Genomic DNA, 17,286 nt, shown 5'->3' with positions numbered 1-17,286 from the left:
TTCTACAGAATTATTTTGATTCATTATCAAAGAAGAACTCTTCCTCATCATCATCGCCAAACATATATTGATCATCTTCGTTTATATCAAACTCATAATTATCTTCTTTATTCTCATTACCCTCATTATCTGCATTATCATCACTGCTTTTGCTTGCTTCTTCTTTTACTTCTTCTTTTACACTTTCTATCTCTTCGTCCCAACTCGCATCAGAAGCATTTGAAAAAGGATCTTCCTCTTCTGTAACTTTAACAGCAGATACTTCTATTTTTTCTTTAACTATTTCTTTTGCATCTTCTTTAATAGATTCTTTTGAATGATTAGGTACTTCGCTTTCCTTATACTCTTCATAATAATCAGAATCATTGCTGCTGAAAGGATCTTCTTCTTCAGTATTTTGTACTTCTTCTACTTTAATCTCTTTAACTTCCTCTTTTTTTATTTCTTCTGGTTTTGACTGCACTGCTTCTTCTTTAACTTCTTTGATTTCTTTAACTTCTTTAATTTCTTCAATCTCTTTTACTTCTTTATTATTTTTAATAGCTGTATTTGCAGTATGATGAGCTTTTTTTAATCCAGCATTTCTTACACTGTCTATTCTGTCTATTAATATACCTAGTTTTTCTTCTAATTCTTTATTTTCTTTTGTAAGAGTTTCTATAGTTCTATTTGCTGTTTCTAGTAATTTTTTTATGCTGTCATTTTCTTCTATAAGTGTTATAGAATCTTTTTCAGTATTTTCCAAATTTGATTTTAATGTATCTCTTTCTCTTTTAGTAGTTTCTAATTCTATTCTTGCTGCTTCAAGCTGTTTTATAAGATTTTCTCTTTCTTCTCTTATAGAATTATAATTATCATTTGCATTTCTTTTATCAGCTTCTAGTATAGTTTTCTCTTCTTTAAGAGAATTAAAATTATCTTTAAGCTGATTTAATGAATTAGTTAAATCTTCCTTTTCTTTCCTTAACTGATCTATAGTCTGCAGTAATTCTTTATTATCAAATGAAATTATTTGATACTCATCTAAAAAATCCTTTAATTTTTCCTCTAAAATATTAAATTCTTTCAATTTTTAACTCCCCAAAAAACTATTAAAAAATTATATCACATATAAATTCAATTGTCAATTTTTTATTTATATGATAAAATGATATTATAATATTAAAACAAATAAAAATAATTATATGAAAAATATTTTAAGATTTATAATTTTTAACTTAATTATTATAAGTTATTCAGAAGTATATGCACAATCTCCATATACAGAAAAAGATCAGAGATTATTAAAAGGCATAATAACAGTTTGGCCTTATATAGGGATAGAACCTATAAGACCTACAGAAAGTTATATGCCCATTGATTATATACATGAAAGCTATAAAAGAGAGACTGCTTTAAAAACTTCTTTTTCTTCAAGACTTTTATATGAACTTTCTACTATAGAACTTCATATGGATACACTAATCGGAGTAAACTTAAAAGACGGTCATTTCAGTATGCCTAATATGTACTTATCAGTTGGAAAAACATTTAATTTTGATTGGTACTTTTCGGCAACTCCTTTTGCAACTATGACTGCCAAATTTGATGTATTTGATAAAGACAATGCTTCAGGAAGTATAGGATTATATGATGCTGGAATAGAGACTGTTACATTAACTAGAATACTTCTTTCTTTTAGAATGAAGGCTGTAAATGATATTAACGGCTCTACATTTATGCTGCTTCCTTCAGTTTATGATAGTGAATCTGCCGCTTCTCAGCCGCATTGGTATTTGCCTAGAGTAAATAATGAAATGGGTTTTAGAGCTGGACTTATAGGATATTATTATGAGATATCATATTCTCAAGGGTATTCAAAAGATTCAAATCCATTGGCTGTACTTCTTAAAGTTCATGGAGATTATTTCAAAGCTCAGTTTTTATATCAGTACAACAAAAAAAATTCATTATCTCCCGAAAGATTTGAAACTCATTATAATAATATTAATAACTATGACAATAAAACACATCATCTCGTGCAGCTCTCTGCTATGGGAAAACTCCCTCTGCTTGACAGACAATTATGGATTAATATGCTTGGAGAATACACTTGGAGAGACAATGATGCCCATTATTTAAGATTTGAAATAGGGGCTGAATGGAAAATGCTTAATCTTGCTTTAAGACCAATGTTTTATATACCTGTAAATAAAGATGAAAAGTTTAATAGTAAAAAAGACTTATTTTGTTTGGAATACAGTGCTTATATAAAATTTAACCCTATATATTTCGGATTTCAGGGTTCTACAGATGGCAGATATTATATAGCTATGAAGGCTGTATTTTAATACCAATAAATTGTATTTTTATAAAAATTCATTCTTATAAAAGTTTAATTAGCATTTTTGGGCTTATTTTACCAAAAAAACTTGTTTAACTAATATTTATTATTATAATTTTGGAGTATAATATAAACGAATGAATGATTATTTTGCACGCTATCTTTTAGGTTCTCTTGGCAATGAGGATATACTTGAGAATATAGTAAATGCCGTACTTGATGTAAAAGCCATTACAAATGACAGTAGAAAAGTTATTATAGAAATACAGCTTTCTGGAAATATAGACTTTTTGAAATATACATTATATATCTAAGAACATAGTAAGCGAAGTGAAGAAAAAGAGCCTTATGATATAAAATGCATAAGCTAATAAAAAATGTATGAATGCTTTATATAGCGAATATGAGGTTTATAATGAGAACTTTTTTATAATGTCAGAATTTAATTTTAAAATAAGCATAAAGAAGGAATAAGATTAGAACAGCAGAAGTTTTAACCATGCTACTGCAAATATTATTAGTGAAAATATAGGTTTAATATAGAAGAACTAAAAGGCTTTTTCAAAAAAATATATTGTTACAAATAGATATTTTAATTAAATAAATAAAAACTTAAATTAAGAACAAAAACTACTTTTTATTTTTTTACTACTTTACTATTGACATATAAAAATAAATTTACATAATATATATCATACAGTTAAAATACTTGAAGGGAGTATATCATATGTTTGTAAATAAAGTATATTCAATATATTACAGTGCAACAGGCACAACACAAAAGATAGTTTCTTTTATAGGAGAAAATATTGCAAAACAGTTAAATGTTCCTTTTGAAAAAATCAATTTCTCTTTACCAAAAAACAGAGAACAAGTATTGGAGTTTAAAGATGGAGAGCTTGTAGTATGTGGAAGTCCTACATATGCAGGAAGAATCCCTAATGTTATGCTTCCTTTTTATAAAAATAATATTAAAGCAAATGGGGCTTTGGCTATACCAGTAGTTTTATACGGAAACAGAAATTTTGATGATTCTTTAATAGAGCTTAGAAATACTATGGAAGATAATGGCTTTCATACAATAGCTGGTGCTGGATTTATAGGAGAGCATGCATTTTCATATGTACTTGCCGCACATAGACCCGATGAAAAGGATATGGAAATAGCTTTAACATTTGCAAATAAGGCTGTTGAAAAAATAAAAAATAATGAAGAAATACCTTCTGAAGCTATAAAAGTACGAGGAAATGAACCTATACGTCCTTACTATATTCCTAGAGATGAACATGAACATGCTATTGATATACTTAAAGTAAAACCAAAAGTAGATACTTCTAAATGTACCAACTGCAAAACTTGTGCTCATGTATGTCCGCTTGCTTCTATAGATTTTGATGATATTACTAAATATGTAGGTAAATGCATAAAATGCGGAGCATGCATAAAAAAATGTCCTGAACATTGCAGATATTATGATGATGAGGGATTCTTATACCATCAGCATGACCTTGAAAAACAGTTTGAAAGAAGAGCTGAGCCCGAATTGTTCTATTGATTTTAAATCAATAAAATTTTGAAACTTCCTATGATTATAATATATTAATGAAAAATACCCAATGGATTTTTATTTATTCATTGGGGTATTTATTATTTTTATGATGATTAATTAAGTGTATTATTGCAAATATTAAAAATATAATTATATTTGTTTATTAAAAGATATAAAAAATTATAAACAAATAATTTTGATACTATAAAATCTATTATTCTTCAGAAATATCGCTATCCTCTTCTTCTGTATTTCCAGATGCCTCTCTTAGAACCTGCTTTATAGCATCAAATATTTCTCTAGCTTTGACCTTAGTTATTTCTGAAGTTTTAGTTTTTTTAGTAATGGAAGATTTTTTTAATATCATATCTCCATATACATTGCCTATTCCACTTAATATTAGAGGATTTTTTATTAATTTCTCTACAGTAGTATCATTATCAGCAAGTAATTGACAGAATAAATTATAATTAAACTGCTTAGTAAGAGGGTCGTATCCTATTTGAGGCATTGTAGTAGAATCTTTCCATATAGGTATTATTTTAGTTATTTCTTCTTTATTCTTACTGTCATCTACAACAAAAAAGTTCCCATGATCTGTTTCTAATTTAATGATACTGTTATCATATGTATCATCTTCTGTAAGTACAAAAGAACCATTAGGACCTAAATCTACAAGCATAGCATCTTGAGAAAATTGAAAATGCATATAACCGCCGTATCTTAGAACATCTATAATCTTCTGCCCCTCTATATCTTCCATTTCTTTATATTGTTTATCTATAGCTACTATTTTATTAATATAAGAATAGCAAATCTCACCTTTAATAGAGTTTATCAATGTAATTAAATTTGGTAGTTCTTTCATTTATGATCATTCCTATTTATATTATGTTTACTTATATTTTAGCATGAAAGAAAAAAAAATCAAATTTACAATCAAATAGCAGTATGATTATAAATTTGATTTACATATTTTTATATATAATTTAAAATCTTATTTATTTTTTAAATAGTTATCAAAATACTCAATGGTTTTTTTAAGTCCAGCTTCTAGTTTATAATTAGGAGTCCAATTGAGTTTTTCTTTAGCTAAAGTTATATTAGGCTGTCTTTTTACAGGGTCATCTTTAGGAAGGTCTTTAAACACTATTTCAGATTTTGAATTAGTCATGTCTATTATCTTTTGAGCAAACTCTAAAACTGTCATCTCATAAGGATTACCTAAATTAACAGGCCCTATAAAGTTTTCACTGTTCATCATTCGTACAGCCCCATCTATTAAATCATCACAATAGCAGAAACTTCTTGTCTGACTTCCATCTCCATAAACTGTTATATCAACATTTTTTAATGCCTGTATAATAAAATTAGATACTACCCTTCCATCATTTTCATTCATTCTTGGTCCATAGGTATTAAATATTCTTATAATTTTTATATCAGTATTATACTGTCTATGATAATCCATCATCAAAGTTTCAGCACTTCTTTTACCCTCATCATAGCAGCTTCTTATTCCATTAGGATTGACATGTCCCCAATAACTTTCCTTCTGCGGATGTTCTAAAGGATCTCCATACACTTCGCTTGTTGATGCCTGAAGTATTCTAGCATTGCAGTTTCTTGCCAAATCAAGCATATTAAGTATTCCAAAAACACTGGTTTTAAATGTATGTACTGGATTTCTTTGATAATGTATGGGAGAAGCAGGACATGCAAAATTATATATTTCATCACATTCTATATGTATAGGCTCTGTTATATCATGTCTTATACTTTCAAAATTTTTATTATCTATTAAATGTTTTATATTTTCATTAGAACCTGTAAAAAAATTATCAATAGATATTACATAATTTCCTTCTTTTAATAATCTTTCACATAGATGCGAACCTAAAAAACCAGCTCCGCCTGTTACAATAATTCTTTTCATTAAATTATTCCTCTTAATATATTTTTACAACTATAATATAACAATATATAAATATTTCAATAAAAAAACATAATGAAAATATTTATTTTTATTATAAAAAATTATTTTGTTTAATAAAAGTATTTTCAACACTATAATCTTACAAAATATGAACTATATATTGATTACAAAACAAAAATACAATATATAATAAATTATACTGTATTTTTTATTGACAACAGCAATTATTTTTACTATATTAGTTACTGATATTTTAAGTAAATAATAACATATTAATGACTTAAAGGATATTTTTATGCGTATAAATCTTAATTTTGAACTTGAAAATAACATAATAAGCAAAGAATACAGATTAACAATCATAAGCTTCATTAAAAATGCATTAAAAATTTATTCACAAAATACATACGATATACTTTATAAAGATAACACAAAAATGAAGGCATTTACATTCGGAGTATTTTTGCCTGATGCTAAAATCAATAATGATAATATAGAACTTTCAAGCAGATATATAAATGTAACTTTTTCTATATTTGATAATCAATTATTTATAGAGCTTTATAATTCTTTTAATAATATGCTAAATAAAAAATATCCTAAAGATGAAAATACAAAAAGCCAAATAATTATGACATTAAAAAAAATAACTATGCAAAATGAAAAGCCTATAAAACAAAATAAAATAATAATAAAGTTTTTAAGCCCATTAGTATTACGCGATCATAACAGAGAGACAAATAAAGATATATATGTAACATTCAAAGATGATAATTTTAATGATATTCTCAATCAATCAGTAGAAAGGCTTGCAAAAGAGTTTGATTTTGAAAGCTCTCAAATAAAATTGACCCCATTAAATCTAACAGACAGTAACGGTAATATTATACAGGAAGAATCTAAAACAACAGCAGTACCTTTCAAAGAATTGTTAATAAATGTCTCTTACGGCAAATTCTGTTTGGAAGGCAACATTAACCTACTAAACAATCTCTACAAAACAGGTATAGGCAGCAGAAGAAGCGAGGGTTTCGGACTATTTGAAGTTTTATAATATTTTTTTATTTAAGGAATTTTTATTATGACAAAAACAAAAAAATATAGTCAGCATGAATTAAATTTAGAATATAATCAAAATAATAACATTGAAGAAGAATATTTTGAAATTAATCTTGATACTTTTCTTTTTAATGCAGGAGTTATAGGTTTTATTGAAGTTTTAGAAGAAGTTAATGCTCATAAAGGTACAAGTTTAGATGACAAAAAAGATTTTTATTATGAAGGGCAAACTTTATTTGTAAGAAAAGAGTTTTTACTTAATACTGATTTATCTCAAATGTACATTGACACTATGATAAAAAAATTTTCAGATAAAACTAATATATCAGAAAGCATTAAAAAAATAGATATTATATTAAATGACAAAGATACTAATAAAGATTTTAAAGATGATATAAAAAATATAATAGATTATTTTTCAGCAGCAAGTATAAAAACAGGTTTAGATACTTTAGTAAAAAAGCGGTATCTCAATAAATATACAAAATAATATAGAAAAAATAAAAGAAATAATAAAATTAAAAAATACTAATACAGAACATATTAAAAATTATTTAAAAGAGATAAAATCAGATTTTGAAAATAGCAAAGAAGTAAGAGATACTCTTTTAATGAAAAATATAATGTATACTAAAATAAATCCTTTTTGGGAAAATAAAGCCTTTTTACTTCCTGCCAATTCTAAAAAGGATATAAAAGAAATGTTTTACAAATCTTTTGAAGAACCTTTAAAAGAATTAATTACCAATAAGAAGAAGTTTAATTATAACTGCATAGTATGTAATGAAAGTATAAATAGAGATATTGATACTACTTTTTTATTTGAGGTTGGTGTTGATACTAATAGAAAAAAATCCGCCTTTTGGAATTATAATGCTGACAGCTTTATATGTGCTTTATGCAATTATATATATGCATGCTCTCCTTTAGGTTTTATAGATATGTCTAACTTAATGCTTTTTGTTAATCAAAATGACAGCATAGAAACTTTAATAAATATGAACAAAAAAATAGATTTTGCAAATAATGAAGATAATAAAACATACACAGTATATAATGAAATAATTAGAAGAATACTTTCAGAAAAAACTAAAGAGTTAAAATCTATTCAGGTTATAGTAAGAGATAAAAATCACTATTTATTTAACACCATAGGTAAAGATTCTCTTCAAATTATTGAGTCAATGAAAAAAGAATTAACGAATATATCAAAAATTAAAGCAATAAAAATTACAGATGATTACTATATTGATATTTATAGAGAATGTTTGGAAAATATTTTTAATTTTAGAAATCAATGGAGCTTAATATTTAAACTTCTAAAAATAGAAGATAATAAATTTATATTAAATACAATATTTAATATACTAAAAATACAAATAGCAAAAGATATTATATTTTTGAAGGAGGATAATAATATGCAAAAACAATTTGATTTAGCATATATAGCCTATAAAAACGGCAATGAAATAAGAGCTAAATTAATTGGGGCAAACAGCAGTGCCAATTTAAATAGCGAGCAAAATAAAGAAGCTGATAATAAATTGAGAGGTTTAGTTTATCAGCTAATAAACTATGTTCATACTTCAAACAGAGATTTATTTTTAGGGAATATCACAAGACTTTATGCTGGAATGAATTTAAGCATACCAAGTATATTTCTAAATATTTTTAAAAGTGATGAAGAGTTTAAAGTAATAGGAAATGCTTATATACTAGGACTTAAAGGTTCATTCTATGATGATGACAGCAGTAAAAATAATAAAAAAGATAATTAAATAATTCTAAGGAGAATAAAAAATGGAAAATAAAGGTTTAACATTAAGTATAATATTTGAAGCAGAAAGTGCAAACTATGGAGAGAGTTTTGGAAATATAAGTTCATTAAAAAAATTAAGCAGAGGAGACGGCAACAGTTACAGCTATATATCAAGACAGGCATTAAGATATAATATTATAAATCAATTAGGCTGGGATAATACAAAAGTTTCTAATGCTGATAAAGTTGTGCAGTTTGAAAAAGATGCTTCTATAAAAGAATATCCAGAAATAGATTTCTTCGGATACATGAAAACAGGAAAAAACAGTGTTAATGGTTCTTCAAATACTAGAAATGCAGTTGTACGATTGAGTAATGCTGTTGCTTTGGAAAGTTATAATTCTGATTTGGATTTTCTTACTAATATGGCACTTGCTAAAAGAGGGGCTATGGATAATGCTATTGCTCAAAGTGAGATACATAAGTCATACTATGCATATACTATTACCATTGATTTGGATAAAGTGGGAATAGATGAAATTATAAAAGATAAAGAAAATAACAAAGAAACACAGGAAATAGATAATAAAGAAAAAGCAAAAAGAGTTAAAGAACTTTTAAAAATATTAAAAACTTTATATAGAGATATAAGAGGAAGAAGAGAAAATTTAAGTCCTTTATTTATAATAGGCGGAGTTTATAATATTAAAAATCCTTTCTTTGAAAACAGACTAAAAGTTAATAAAAACAATTTGGAAATAAAAACTATAAAAGATGTTCTTGATTTGGACAGCGAAATAAAAAGTAACACTATATGCGGATTGGTAGATTCAATATTTTCAAATACTGAAGATATAAAAAAAGAGTTGGATGCAAAAACTGTATCATATTTTATAGACGAATTATCTAAAAAGGTCGACGAATACTATGTATGACAATATAACAAAAGCAATAAAAATAGAATGCTATCAAAATATGCCAAATTATAAAAGACCGTCAAGCATACAATTTCAGGAAAGTTTTAAACTTCCGCCATACTCTACAGTTATAGGAATGATTCACAAAGTTTGCAGCTGTAAAAGCGGAGAATATATGCCTATGAAAGTAAGTATTCAAGGAGAGACAAAGAGTTCGCTAACTGATTTATATACTAGGTATTTTTTTGGCATAAAATATGACCCTCAAAGACATCAATTAAAAGTAAAAAATCCTGATGGAAGTTTTGACGGGATTACTAAAGGACTTGGATATGCTGAAGTGATAGTTGATGTTAATTTAATTATTCATATTGTACCTGAAGATGAAAGTTTATTTGATTTTATATTAAAAGGACTTAAAAACCCTTGTGTATATCCAGCTTTGGGGCGTCATGAGGATATTTTAAGAATTGATAATGTAAGCATTGTAGAAACAGAAAAAACTGATGTTATAGAAATGTTTTATGATGCTTATATGCCTTATAGTATGATTGATAATATAAGAAATAATGAAGAGCTTATAGGTACTGTTTATAATTTGAATAAGGTTTTTGATATTAATAAAAAAACTAATATACGTTATTGGAAAGAAAAAGTTAAGGCAAAGTATATAAATAAAGGAAGTGTCATAACTTTTAAAAAAGAAGTTATTCAGGAAAAAGAAAGTAAATTAGGTTTATTTTTAGCATGATTAAAAAAGAAGATTTTTTGGCAAAAAGCAATAAATATAATAATTCTTATAATACAGAAAGTATTGAAAAACATACAAAAAATCTTATAAGGCTATTTGAAGATTTTAATACTTTGTATAAAAAATATTTTACTGAAAAAGAATTAGAGCTTATAAAAATATCATTAGAAACTCATGATTTAGGAAAAATGAATTCAAGATTTCAAAAAAAATTTACAAAAGTATAGATAAAAATTTTGAATTTGATGAATATAATAATGAATTAGAAAAATTATATAAAGAATTAAATATTGATGAAGTTCCGCATGGAATTTTAAGCTGTGCTTTTTTAAATATTAATGAACTTGAAAAGAAATTTTCTGAAAATGAAATAAAGGCATTAGCAAGTGCCGTTTATAATCATCATACAAGAAAGGCTTTAAATAATAATGGCTTGGAAATAAGTGCATCTGATATAAAAAAAATAATTGAAAAAGATATTTCATTTTATAAACAATACTATGATGATAAACTTAAATGCAAATATCTTGGCGTGTCTATGAATGTTATAAAAGAAAATTATAATCCATCATATGATATTTGGAAAAATTATATTATTATAAAAGGAATGCTAAACAAAATAGATTATGCGGCTAGTGCTTATGATGATTATATAGAGATAGAAAGCGATGATGCTTCTAAAAAAGTGTTATCGAAATTTGAGCCTAATGAGTGCCAAAAGTATATGCTCAAAAATAAAGATAAAAATATTATAGTTATTGCTTCTACTGGTATTGGTAAAACTGAAGGGGCTTTATTATGGGCTGGTAAATCCAAAACTTTTTATACTCTTCCTCTTAAAGTTTCTATTAATGCTATTTATGAAAGAATAAAAAATAATTATTATGATAAAGAAAAAGTAACTTTCTTACATTCTGATAGTATTAATGATATGCTTGATAATGATTTGTCTATTGATGATGTGCTTGATAAATATAATAAAAGTAAAAAATTATCATTTCCTTTTAGCGTTTGTACTATTGACCAGCTTTTTTATTTTGTATTCAAATCTTTAGGTACAGAAATTTTCCCTGCTACTTTGAAATACAGCAAATTAATTATTGATGAAATACAATCATACACTCCAGAAATAATAGCTTTTATAATTTACGGTCTTAAAGTGATAAATGATATAGGCGGTAAGTTTTGTATAATGACTGCTACTTTTCCTCCTATAGTAAAAAAACTGATGGAAGAAAATAATATTAATTTTGAAATGCCGAGTAAAGCATTTATAAAAAAAGATAAAAATGGGGAGAGTATAAAAAGACATTTTATAAAATTCATTGATGAAGATGTTTTTAATTATGATAATATAATAAAAAGTGCTGAAAATAAAAAAGTGCTTGTAATATGCAATACAGTAAAACATTCACAGGAAGTTTATAATATTTTAAAAGAGTATAATATCAAAAATATTAATCTTCTTCATTCAAGATTTCTAATGAAAGATAGAAAGAAAAAAGAAGATGATATAAAAAACTTTTCCCCAAATGATAACAGCAAAAGAGAAGAAACTTTCGGTATATGGATATCAACTCAAATAGTAGAGGCAAGTCTCGATATAGATTTTGATGAGCTTCATACTGATATGTCTTCAGCCGACAGTATGCTTCAAAGAATGGGTAGAGTTTATAGAGATAGAGTATATAATAACAATGTGCCTAATATATTTATTTATGATACTAGAGATGGATACGGCAGTGTATATGATAAAGAAATATATAATCGCTCTGTTGATTATATAAAAAGCTATGATAATAAAATATTGACAGAAGAAGATAAACAAGACTTTATTAATAAAGTTTATGATGAAGAAATATTAAAAAATAGTAATTATCTCAAACAAATAAAAAATACTTTGAAACAAATAAAAGATCTTCCCCCCGCATCTATAGATAAAGGTGATTGTGAGAGGCTTTTTAGAAAAATAGATAATGTTACTGTTATGCCGTCAAGTATTTATAATGATTTGATAAATGAGGAAAATAATATTATAGATGAATATACAAAATTACTTAATATGGATAAACTTAGTAAAGAGATGTATGAAAAACTATTAAAGAAAAAAAATGAACTTCTTGGCTTTACAGTACCTATAAAAACTTATAAAAAGATAAAAAATTATTGTGGTATTGAAATAAATTTAAATAGGAATAAAACGAATAGAATATTTATTGTAGAATTGGAATATAATAAAGAATTAGGACTTCTTGATAAAAAAGATAATTCTATTCTTATGGATTAGTTTTATGATGATGAGAGAAAATATAAATTATGTAACAGGTACAATTTATTCATATAGTTTTTTATGTATGAGAAAGGTTTGGCTTTCATATCATAATTTATCTTTTGAGGGAGAAAGTGAGCTTGTGAAGATTGGAAAGTTTATTGATGAGAATACTTATGCTAATCAAAAACATAATTTTATGATAGATAATAAAGTTAATATAGACTTTTTAAAAAATAATGTAGTGCATGAAATAAAAAAATCAGACAAAGAAAAACAAATGGCTATTAATCAAATAAAATATTATTTATTTATATTAAAGCAGTACGGATTTGATGATATAAAAGGAGAATTAAATATACCGTCAAAAAGATACAAAGAAGAAGTAATCCTTGAAGAAGGAGATGATGAAAAAATTTTAGAAAGACTTGATACTATAAATAAAATTATCAAAGGAGAAAATATACCAGAGATTATAAATAAAAGTGTTTGCAACCAATGTGCTTATTATGAGTTTTGTTATATATAAAAAATATAAATTAATGGAGTTATTTTTATGAGTAAATCTTATTATTTATTTTCAAGCGGGGAGCTTAAAAGAAAAGATAATACGCTTCAGTTTATCAAATCAAACGGAGAGAAAAGAGATTTGCCCATACAGATAATTTATGATATATATATTTTTTCTGAGGTTACAATAAATACTAAACTGCTTAATTTTTTATCACAGATTGGTATATGTGTGCATTTTTTTAATTATTATGAGTTTTATGCTGGAAGTTTTTATCCTAGAGAAAAATTAGTTTCTGGAGATTTACTTGTTCATCAGGTTATGCATTACAGTGATTATGATAAGAGGGTATTGCTTGCTAAAAAATTTGTTTATGGAGCTTCTGATAATATATTAAGAAATTTAAAATATTATGACAATAGAGGACGTGATTTGAAAGAAGAAATTGAAAGTATAGAAAAATTAAAATCAAGTATAGATTTGTATTATAATATTAATGAGATAATGGGAATAGAAGGCAATATTCATAAAGTTTATTACAGCTCTTGGAAAAAAATTATTAATCAAGAAATAGATTTTGAAAAAAGAGTAAAACGTCCTCCAGATAATATGATAAACTCACTTATAAGTTTTTTGAACTCTGTACTCTATACAAAGGTGTTATCTGAGATTTATAAAACACAATTAAATCCTACTATAAGTTATTTGCATGAGCCTTCTGTAAAAAGATTTTCATTATCACTTGATACAGCAGAAATTTTTAAGCCTCTAATAGTTGACAGACTTATATTTTCATTATTAAATAAAAAGATGATAAGCGAAAATGATTTTGATAGAGACAGTAATTTTTTAAGACTAAAAGATAAAGCATTAAAAACAATAATGGAAGAATTCGAAAAAAGACTTACCGCTACTGTTAATCATAGAAGTTTGAAAAGAGATGTATCATATAAGCATTTGATTAGATTAGAACTTTATAAAATCTCTAAACATTTGCTTAATGAAAAAGAATATAAACCTTTTGTAATATGGTGGTAAGAAACAATGTATTTAATATTAGTTTATGATATACAAACAGATGACGAAGATGGTGCTAGAGTTGCAAGAACAGTTTTTAAGACTTGCAAGGCATATCTTAATCATATACAAAAATCTGTCTTTGAGGGGGAGCTCTCAAAAGTGCAGTATTTGGAATTAAAAAATAAGCTCTTTGACATTTTAAGAAAAGAAAAAGATTCTTGTATAGTTTTTAAAAGTCGTAATGAAAAATGGCTTGATAAAGAGTTTTTGGTAGAAGAAGGCATTGACAAAACATCTAATTTTATATAGAATATATCTATTGTCGAAGCATAATTATTATAAAATTCTACTTAATCGACAGAAGATTTTTGATAAAAATATATTTATTAACTGTTTTTTCATTATGTATTTGTGCATTTAAGCAAATTAAATATGTAAATTAGAAAAATAGTTTTGGATATACGGATTTCTAATCTAACCATACTGGAATGTAAATACTACAAGTCCGGCAGATTTCAAAAGGCAAGCGTATATTTCTAATCTAACCATACTGGAATGTAAATAACTCTAACAAGTTACGATTTGTAACACAATCATTAATTTCTAATCTAACCATACTGGAATGTAAATATCGTTACTGTATTCTGCTATTGGTATTTTTGGAGGATTTCTAATCTAACCATACTGGAATGTAAATTTTGAAAAACAAATTCTCTAGTAAGTGTTGTAATAAATTTCTAATCTAACCATACTGGAATGTAAATAAGTAGTAGCGGTGAAAGGTTTGCTATGGGCGGTCATTTCTAATCTAACCATACTGGAATGTAAATCTGACATATCGCTTTTATGTTTGCTATACACAAATACATTTCTAATCTAACCATACTGGAATGTAAATTATCTTGACTAGCTATTAATAAATCATTTAATGTAGATTTCTAATCTAACCATACTGGAATGTAAATGTTTGGGCTCAATCTGATAATGACCAGTCTATCGATATTTCTAATCTAACCATACTGGAATGTAAATATATTTTGACTTGATTTTAATATCGGCGATTGACACATTTCTAATCTAACCATACTGGAATGTAAATTGCTTTACAAATGTATCAACTTGTTTTACTTCACTATATTTCTAATCTAACCATACTGGAATGTAAATGCATTAGCAGATTGACCGACAGCATTCCATTTACTAATTTCTAATCTAACCATACTGGAATGTAAATATTCCATAAGCTAGCTATAAAACAACCGAGTTCTAAATTTCTAATCTAACCATACTGGAATGTAAATTTTAACATACAATTAGACCAAGTATTTATATTATCTATTTCTAATCTAACCATACTGGAATGTAAATGAAATAATGGTCAAAGACTTACAAGACATTCAATTAATTTCTAATCTAACCATACTGGAATGTAAATATCACTAGCTCATTTTTTTATATTTACTATTGACAAATTTCTAATCTAACCATACTGGAATGTAAATAACATAGAATTGTTTGAAAAGATACGTATAAATGTAGATTTCTAATCTAACCATACTGGAATGTAAATTTATATTATAAAGTTAAATATATTTTATAAAACTTTATTTCTAATCTAACCATACTGGAATGTAAATATAATGCGACAACGATTAAGCAACTTAATACAGCAAATTTCTAATCTAACCATACTGGAATGTAAATAAATTAAAACAAGCTCGCTTGAATGCATCAGAAAATATTTCTAATCTAACCATACTGGAATGTAAATTTTTATCTTTATATCTGTTTTGTCTTAATTCACCGCATTTCTAATCTAACCATACTGGAATGTAAATGCATTTATTGATGAGGTGGGTTTAAGAGTTGGTTTAATTTCTAATCTAACCATACTGGAATGTAAATAAAATAGCAGGCACATTCTTTTTATTTTTTAATAACATTTCTAATCTAACCATACTGGAATGTAAATGTACTGCAAAATAGTCAACGTAGTATTATTGATATATTTCTAATCTAACCATACTGGAATGTAAATTACACTTCATTTAATATATTTATATCTACTCTAGCGATTTCTAATCTAACCATACTGGAATGTAAATTTACGTAATGAAAAAGATGCAGAGTTGTGAGGCTGAATTTCTAATCTAACCATACTGGAATGTAAATACTATAGTTTATAGTTATAAAAGAACTTCTGATTTTAATTTCTAATCTAACCATACTGGAATGTAAATAGTTCTAATTCACTTAAATATTTTAATGTAATAGTTATTTCTAATCTAACCATACTGGAATGTAAATGCTGTACTAATTTCAATATTTATATCTTTTATAATAATTTCTAATCTAACCATACTGGAATGTAAATGCTGTACTAATTTCAATATTTATATCTTTTATAATAATTTCTAATCTAACCATACTGGAATGTAAATACTGCTAAAATTGCAGATGATGATTTATTAGCGATTATTTCTAATCTAACCATACTGGAATGTAAATTTAAGTCATCATAATACAACATCTTTATGAAATCTTATTTCTAATCTAACCATACTGGAATGTAAATTTATATCGTGTATAGATTTTACATTCTCTATAGACAATTTCTAATCTAACCATACTGGAATGTAAATAATTTTTTCAAATATTTTTCAGTCATAAATTACCTCTATTTCTAATCTAACCATACTGGAATGTAAATAAACAATGTATATGTTTTACATTTTTGCTTTTAGCAATTTCTAATCTAACCATACTGGAATGTAAATATTTCAAAAAATATTTTTAAAGATAATGAAATATCAATTTCTAATCTAACCATACTGGAATGTAAATAAGACCGACACCGTACACTTCATTTAATATATTTATATTTCTAATCTAACCATACTGGAATGTAAATGTTATACATATGTTATTAATCATTTTTTACACTCCCATTTCTAATCTAACCATACTGGAATGTAAATTGAGATGTTAGAAAATCTTACAATGCAAATGCATCAATTTCTAATCTAACCATACTGGAATGTAAATGCATACAACTTATTTTTACTAAAAATATTTATTCTTAATTTCTAATCTAACCATACTGGAATGTAAATTTAATGGCTGGTGCTAACTTTAATAATGATTGTGTATTTCTAATCTAACCATACTGGAATGTAAATGATGATGATACTC

Annotated in this window: 15 protein-coding genes, 1 pseudogene and 1 CRISPR repeat array (1 of these 17 only partly in view); of the genes and pseudogenes, 13 read left to right on the top strand and 3 right to left on the bottom strand. The window is 25.7% G+C overall.

The annotated features are described in order from the left end of the window. Nucleotides 1-10: 10 nt before the first annotated feature. Complete coding sequence (locus KQ44_RS12100) at nucleotides 11-1,069, bottom strand: hypothetical protein (protein WP_096737623.1); 1,059 nt, start codon at nucleotides 1,067-1,069, stop codon at nucleotides 11-13. 115 nt (nucleotides 1,070-1,184) lie between these two features. Between KQ44_RS12100 and KQ44_RS12095 the strand changes: the two genes are divergently transcribed. From KQ44_RS12095 to KQ44_RS12085, 3 genes and pseudogenes are all read left to right on the top strand, one after another. Continuing rightward, nucleotides 1,185-2,330: a hypothetical protein gene (locus KQ44_RS12095; RefSeq protein ID WP_096737622.1), complete on the top strand. Its 1,146-nt coding sequence runs from the start codon at nucleotides 1,185-1,187 to the stop codon at nucleotides 2,328-2,330. A gap of 130 nt (nucleotides 2,331-2,460) precedes the next feature. Further along, nucleotides 2,461-2,662, top strand: a pseudogene (locus tag KQ44_RS12090) (ATPase); the annotation flags it as partial. 388 nt (nucleotides 2,663-3,050) lie between these two features. After that, nucleotides 3,051-3,878, top strand: coding sequence for an EFR1 family ferrodoxin (locus KQ44_RS12085; protein WP_096737621.1), 828 nt, complete (start codon nucleotides 3,051-3,053; stop codon nucleotides 3,876-3,878). A gap of 208 nt (nucleotides 3,879-4,086) precedes the next feature. Here the strand turns inward: KQ44_RS12085 and KQ44_RS12080 are convergent, their stop codons facing one another. Beyond that, nucleotides 4,087-4,740, bottom strand: coding sequence for a DNA-formamidopyrimidine glycosylase family protein (locus KQ44_RS12080; protein WP_096737620.1), 654 nt, complete (start codon nucleotides 4,738-4,740; stop codon nucleotides 4,087-4,089). 129 nt (nucleotides 4,741-4,869) lie between these two features. Continuing rightward, nucleotides 4,870-5,808, bottom strand: coding sequence for a UDP-glucuronic acid decarboxylase family protein (locus tag KQ44_RS12075; RefSeq protein WP_096737619.1), 939 nt, complete (start codon nucleotides 5,806-5,808; stop codon nucleotides 4,870-4,872). 295 nt (nucleotides 5,809-6,103) lie between these two features. On the opposite strand from KQ44_RS12075, the gene cas6 reads away from it, so the two are divergent. From cas6 to cas2, 10 genes are all read left to right on the top strand, one after another. Further along, nucleotides 6,104-6,862 (top strand): CRISPR-associated endoribonuclease Cas6, encoded by a 759-nt coding sequence (cas6, locus tag KQ44_RS12070; RefSeq protein WP_096737618.1) that lies wholly within the window; start codon nucleotides 6,104-6,106, stop codon nucleotides 6,860-6,862. 27 nt (nucleotides 6,863-6,889) lie between these two features. Next, complete coding sequence (locus KQ44_RS12065; RefSeq protein WP_096737617.1) at nucleotides 6,890-7,357, top strand: hypothetical protein; 468 nt, start codon at nucleotides 6,890-6,892, stop codon at nucleotides 7,355-7,357. A gap of 121 nt (nucleotides 7,358-7,478) precedes the next feature. Then, nucleotides 7,479-8,645 carry a Cas8a1 family CRISPR/Cas system-associated protein gene (locus KQ44_RS12060; RefSeq protein ID WP_096737616.1) on the top strand — a complete coding sequence of 389 codons (1,167 nt, stop codon included), beginning with the start codon at nucleotides 7,479-7,481 and terminating at the stop codon, nucleotides 8,643-8,645. A gap of 22 nt (nucleotides 8,646-8,667) precedes the next feature. After that, complete coding sequence (gene cas7i / locus KQ44_RS12055) at nucleotides 8,668-9,561, top strand: type I-B CRISPR-associated protein Cas7/Cst2/DevR (RefSeq protein WP_096737615.1); 894 nt, start codon at nucleotides 8,668-8,670, stop codon at nucleotides 9,559-9,561. Further along, nucleotides 9,554-10,294: a CRISPR-associated protein Cas5 gene (gene cas5 / locus KQ44_RS12050; protein ID WP_096737614.1), complete on the top strand. Its 741-nt coding sequence runs from the start codon at nucleotides 9,554-9,556 to the stop codon at nucleotides 10,292-10,294. Before cas7i ends, cas5 begins: the two co-directional genes overlap by 8 nt. Further along, nucleotides 10,291-10,521, top strand: coding sequence for a hypothetical protein (locus tag KQ44_RS15225; RefSeq protein WP_240516633.1), 231 nt, complete (start codon nucleotides 10,291-10,293; stop codon nucleotides 10,519-10,521). The genes cas5 and KQ44_RS15225 overlap by 4 nt, the downstream gene beginning before the upstream one ends. Before the next feature lie 206 nt (nucleotides 10,522-10,727). Then, nucleotides 10,728-12,581 carry a CRISPR-associated helicase Cas3' gene (gene cas3 / locus KQ44_RS12045; RefSeq protein WP_240516632.1) on the top strand — a complete coding sequence of 618 codons (1,854 nt, stop codon included), beginning with the start codon at nucleotides 10,728-10,730 and terminating at the stop codon, nucleotides 12,579-12,581. Nucleotides 12,582-12,585: 4 nt separating this feature from the next. Continuing rightward, nucleotides 12,586-13,092 carry a CRISPR-associated protein Cas4 gene (locus tag KQ44_RS12040; RefSeq protein ID WP_240516631.1) on the top strand — a complete coding sequence of 169 codons (507 nt, stop codon included), beginning with the start codon at nucleotides 12,586-12,588 and terminating at the stop codon, nucleotides 13,090-13,092. A gap of 27 nt (nucleotides 13,093-13,119) precedes the next feature. Next, nucleotides 13,120-14,112 (top strand): type I-B CRISPR-associated endonuclease Cas1b, encoded by a 993-nt coding sequence (gene cas1b, locus KQ44_RS12035; RefSeq protein WP_096737613.1) that lies wholly within the window; start codon nucleotides 13,120-13,122, stop codon nucleotides 14,110-14,112. A gap of 6 nt (nucleotides 14,113-14,118) precedes the next feature. Then, nucleotides 14,119-14,403: a CRISPR-associated endonuclease Cas2 gene (cas2, locus tag KQ44_RS12030; protein WP_096737612.1), complete on the top strand. Its 285-nt coding sequence runs from the start codon at nucleotides 14,119-14,121 to the stop codon at nucleotides 14,401-14,403. Nucleotides 14,404-14,503: 100 nt separating this feature from the next. Continuing rightward, a CRISPR array of direct repeats spans nucleotides 14,504-17,286; the repeat unit is 31 nt; unit sequence ATTTCTAATCTAACCATACTGGAATGTAAAT (it continues 5,215 nt past the right edge of the window).

Origin of the sequence: Brachyspira sp. G79 (genome assembly GCF_002379365.1) — a bacterium.
Taxonomy (GTDB): domain Bacteria; phylum Spirochaetota; class Brachyspiria; order Brachyspirales; family Brachyspiraceae; genus Brachyspira.
Note: the sequence above shows the minus strand (reverse complement) of the source record. Positions and strands in the feature narration are given on the sequence as shown.